We start from the raw sequence: 4,689 nt of genomic DNA, 5'->3' as shown, positions 1-4,689 counted from the left end.
TGTCCGACCGGCCCGATGACCAAGATCGTCACACCGGGGATCGACCACTCCGCGCGCGTCTACAATGCCGCCGGTGACTTGATGTTGACGCTTCGTGGCCACACCGCCCGCGTCACCTTTGCCGGCTATTCGCCCGACGGCACCAAGATCGTCACCGTTTCCGATGACCACACCGTCCGAATTTGGGATGCCGAAACGGGCGCGGAGCTGCGGAAGCTGGATGCGTGGAAGGATCGTTTGCCCGACGCAACCGCGGGGCAACTGGTTCAATCCGCTCGCTTCAGTCCCGACTCGAATCACTTGCTCACCTGTTCGGTCCAACTCGGCGTCGATCTGTGGGATTTAGACCGCGACGAGTCGACGGCGCTGGGGCACGGCAATCACGTCGCCTTCAGTCCCGACGGCGAGCAATTTGCCATCGCCTGGGACGATACGATCCGTGTGCTCGATTGACATCGCCGCAAGGTGCGTTGTGAATTGGTTCACGAACAGTGGGCCGGGCCGTTCTCGTTTTCCAACGACGGCAAACGGATTGTCAGTCTGACGGGGTCAAAACGGTTTGCCGCGTGGGATACAGAATCGGGACGGAAGCTCGCCGAGTTTCGCGGACACGACCGGAACGTTCAATTCGCTTCCTTCAGCCCCGATTCACAGCACCTCGTTTCGGGAACCGGTAGTTCGGACGTCCGCGTGTGGTCGATCCAGTCTGGAAAACAACGCGCCACCTTGCCGGATGAAGCATCAGTCCACCCACCATTGATCGCACAAGATCCGGACACCCATCGAATTGTTTTTTCGATGAACTACCGTCATTCCGGTGGCATCCTCCAGCTCGATTCCGGGGAGTTGACCGACCAGTTCTCAGGGCACCTGCAACCGGAAGGATCCGCGGCCAGGCGATTGGTCACTCACACCGACCACCAGGTTCTGGTTCGGGACGGGGGCACGGGCGAAAGTTTGGGTTCGTTTCGGCAACGGTTGGGTCGGTTCCTGGGAGCGACGCCGAGCCCGTCTGGGGATCATGTCTTGATTCGGACCAAGCGCGGCCCGAGTTGGATTTGGAATTGGAGCACCGATGAAAGGATCTTGGTGACGGGCGATCACGAAACCATTCAGGCCGCGGCCTTTCATCCTGCCGCGTCCCAAGTGGCCTGCGGCGGCGACGATGGCGTTGTCGCGACCCGAGATGTGACGACCGGCACGGAACTGCGGCAATTCTCCTGTCGCGGCGAGATTGCTCATCTGATCTACAGCCCAGCCGGCGATCGGCTGTTGGTCATCAACTCGGAGAACCGTGGCTTCCTGCTCGATTCCGATTCGTTGGAAGTGGTGACGCAATTCACATCGCTGGACCATCCCTTCAACCGGGCGATCTTCGTCGCTGACGGCAAACGAATCCTCACCTACCGACTCTCGACCACCAAGCTGGCTTGTTGGGATGTGGAAACCGGCGACTTGATCCACCAGGTCGATAGTCCCGGCGGAAAACTGCACCTGGCGGTGAGCAAGCTGGGAAACCGAGCGATTCTGGCAAGCGATGAAGCGGGGCTGTTTGTCTGGGATGTCCGCTCCGGTCAGATCGTGCGGCGAACGACGGGAGCCTACGCCACGGCTGCTTTCCTGGACGACGACACCCTCGTCGCCGCGACCGCTCTTCCATTTTCCAGACCATTGCGAATTCAAGCTACCAAGTATGGTCCGCCTCAATTGGAGATCTGGAACGTCGCCGGTGAGACCGACCGACCCGACCGCACCCTGCCCCTGCACGGCGCCATCCACGAGATTCACATCACCGAGGATCCCAATCGCATTCTGATCGGTCAGCGCGATTTTCCCTTGGCCGTGTATGACTCCCAGTCGCTCAAACCGATCGGTCAGATCCCTGGGCACGCGGCACCGATCTCGTTTGCGGCGCTCGTACCCGATCGCAGCGAGATCGTCACTTGTTCCTACGACACCCGGATCATGATTTGGGATGCGAAATCACTCCGTCTCAAACGCACGTTGGCGTCGCACGCTCACCCGATCACCGCCGCAGCGATCTCGGCGGATGGGCGAATGCTTACCTCGGCTGACCAGGGTGGTGTGCTCGACGTGTGGAATCTCGCCGAAGTCCAAGACAAACCGCTCCATCATCTCCAAGCGTTTGACAATCCGATCGAAGGCTGCAGTCTGTCGGCATTCAACGCCCGCGTGGTGGCGTATTGCGAACGTGGGCAATGGAACGTCTGGGACACGGCCGACGGAAAGCCTGCCCCATGGCAAGACGAAAAGGATCGCGTCGCGTTCGCCGAATTCCAACCGGACGGAAGTCGGTTGCTGCTGGTTCCGGCAAACCGCAACATCAAACAGTTTCCTTCGCGAATCGTGTCGCCGTCCGGAAAGGCCGTCGAGTTGGACCTGCCGCGTTATCCTCGTTCGTTGAGATTCAGCCCGTCCGGTGAAACGGTGCTCGGGATCATCGGCCCACAAGCGATCCTGTTGGACGCCATCTCGGGTGAAAGAAAAACCACGATCGTCACGTCCGAACCGATCGGCTTTGCGACCGGCGACCGGGGCGGTGAGAACGTCATGACCAATCAGGGGACATCCATTTCCGTTTGGAAACGAACGGGTGATCCGATCCTGACCGTGCGGGACGATCTCGGTTTTCGAACCTTCGCCGGCATCGAACACCTCGGTCGCGACGCGGTCTGGGTTCTCTCGTCCGACAATCGGGTCCGCAAGATTCCGATCACAACCGATGCCCTGATCAGATTCTCTCGTCCGCTCCGTCAAGACGAACGCGAACGGTTTCATCTCCGCAACACCGCACTGCCGACAGACGAGTGAACCATTCCGTCGGCCGGCGGTGTTGCGGGCTTGAGGACAAGTCCGCCAAGTGACGCATCGTCGCTTCGGGTTGAGCCGGTAGGCTCGCGCCATACCGCTAAATCGACATTGATGGGCGCCCGGACGCTGGCGCGAACCGACTGATGTCAATTGATAATCAGCCGTTTGGCGCCAGCCTACGGGCCCTCCGCTGGTCAGAACCCCATCGATTTAGCGGTATCGGGCTTTGAAACGGAATCACCACAATCGGTACAGTCTCGTTTCCCGCTCGGCGACGCGGCGTCGAGGGTTTCGCCGGAGGAGATCCCGCCGTAATCATCGGCCAAGCTGATCGCCGCCGTTTCGGCCGCCGCGCAGGCTGCGTTGCGGTCACGTCCGTAACGTGCCGTCTCGATCGTCATGGACTCTTCATTTGTCGTGCAGCGGAAACGGCAGGACACGCTTTCGGTACACGCATTGCGTTGCGTGTTGAGCAACGTCACGCAGCGGACCGAAGGCAAGATCTCAATCTCTGTGTGTTCCCTGGCCACCAGATAAAGTTCAAGCTGTCGAGCCAAATCGACCGCTCCGACCACGGCTGTTTCTTTGGAAGTGCCGCTGTGTTGCAGTTCTTGGTTGTAAATCGTGTTACCCTGCCGAGATTGAACACGAACGTAGCACTTATAAATCCAACGCGGGACTTCCCGAAACTGCAAACTGCCCGCTCGCAATCCGCCGTCTCGGCCAATCAATTTCAAGAATCGACTCCACGCGTCTTCGCGCGTGAACGATCCTAACGTCACCCGACGTCCCGATGATTCACCAACGCCGGAGAACTCATAACGCTTCGGCGCCTCGGGATACAGAAACTCGGTGAACGTAATGTTGTGGTACCGTTTCGTGACGAGTTTTCCGTTCGTCTGCTTCACCAAACCGGGTTCTTCGATCGACGCCGGCGGATAGTCATAACAGGGATCCGACGTGTTCGTCGTCGCCGGGTAGCAACAGTGCGGCGTGCCGTAGTCACATCGGTTGTCGGCTTCGCAGGCGGCTTTGGCATTGCTGCAGGCCGCACTCTCGCTGCTACCCTGACCCCCAAATTCATCCAACCCACATTCATACTCATCACCCGATTCTGGATCGTAGCAAACGCACACCTGATAGACCGTGCAGTCCCACTGTGTCACATCCTCGATGTCCGGTCCTTCCAGGACTTCCACGGGTGTGTCCCGTTCAACCAGGGCCGGCGGCTTCGGTCCCTCGGCGGGCTCTTGAGCGGCCAGCGGCAGCGCCACACCGCACGCCATCAAAATCAATACGCAACAGTGAATCAGTCTCGTCTGGTTCATCATTCTTGGTGCTCCCCATTTAAGTAATCAGCTCGTTGAAAGACTCGGAGTCTTTACAGAGAGAAACACCGTAGTCACCCTTTGGGTAGTATTCAACCCACTTACACGAGTGACGCGATTTGAATCAGCCAACGCCCGACACGCAGCGCGGAAAACGTGTTCGCCTCCTCGGTGTGTGGCCCGGAGCGGCAACGCTGTGAAGCATTGATCCCCTGCGTTTGACGAGGAGTTCGCGGCAGGGCGCAAGCCCAATACCGCTCAATCGAGATTGATGGGCGCCGCTCGCGCTGGCGCGAACCGGCTGATGTCAAACGATCATCAGCCGTTTGGCGCGAGCCTACGGGCCCATCGCTGGTCAAAACCTTGTCGATTGAGAGGTATTGCGCTCGCGGCCTACCGCGAAAAAACGCTTCACAGCGTCCCCTTTCCGCGGACGATCTCAAACCTTGGCCGGGACAAAACCATAGAATCAAGGTCGCGGGGTCCCGTCGCGTGTTTTTCTTACAGGAGTGTTTTCGCAACCGATGTC

Annotated in this window: 3 protein-coding genes; 2 read left to right on the top strand and 1 reads right to left on the bottom strand. The window is 59.1% G+C overall.

Features of this window, described 5'->3' with window-relative positions:
• Both ABX749_RS22735 and ABX749_RS22730 read left to right on the top strand, forming a co-directional pair.
• Positions 1 to 453, top strand: a 453-nt coding sequence (locus tag ABX749_RS22735; protein WP_372898001.1) for a WD40 repeat domain-containing protein, incomplete at its 5' end; no start/stop codon positions are given.
• A gap of 12 nt (positions 454 to 465) precedes the next feature.
• Positions 466 to 2,832, top strand: a complete 2,367-nt coding sequence (locus ABX749_RS22730) for a WD40 repeat domain-containing protein (protein ID WP_372898000.1) — start codon at positions 466 to 468, stop codon at positions 2,830 to 2,832.
• 194 nt (positions 2,833 to 3,026) lie between these two features.
• On the opposite strand, the gene ABX749_RS22725 is transcribed toward ABX749_RS22730, so the two are convergent.
• Positions 3,027 to 4,163, bottom strand: coding sequence for a hypothetical protein (locus ABX749_RS22725; protein WP_372897999.1), 1,137 nt, complete (start codon positions 4,161 to 4,163; stop codon positions 3,027 to 3,029).
• Positions 4,164 to 4,689: the final 526 nt, after the last annotated feature.

Origin of the sequence: Stieleria sp. (genome assembly GCF_041595215.1) — a bacterium.
Taxonomy (GTDB): Bacteria; Planctomycetota; Planctomycetia; order Pirellulales; family Pirellulaceae; genus Stieleria; species Stieleria magnilauensis.
The sequence above is the reverse complement of the archived record's forward strand: the minus strand, read 5'-3'. Positions and strand labels throughout refer to the sequence as shown.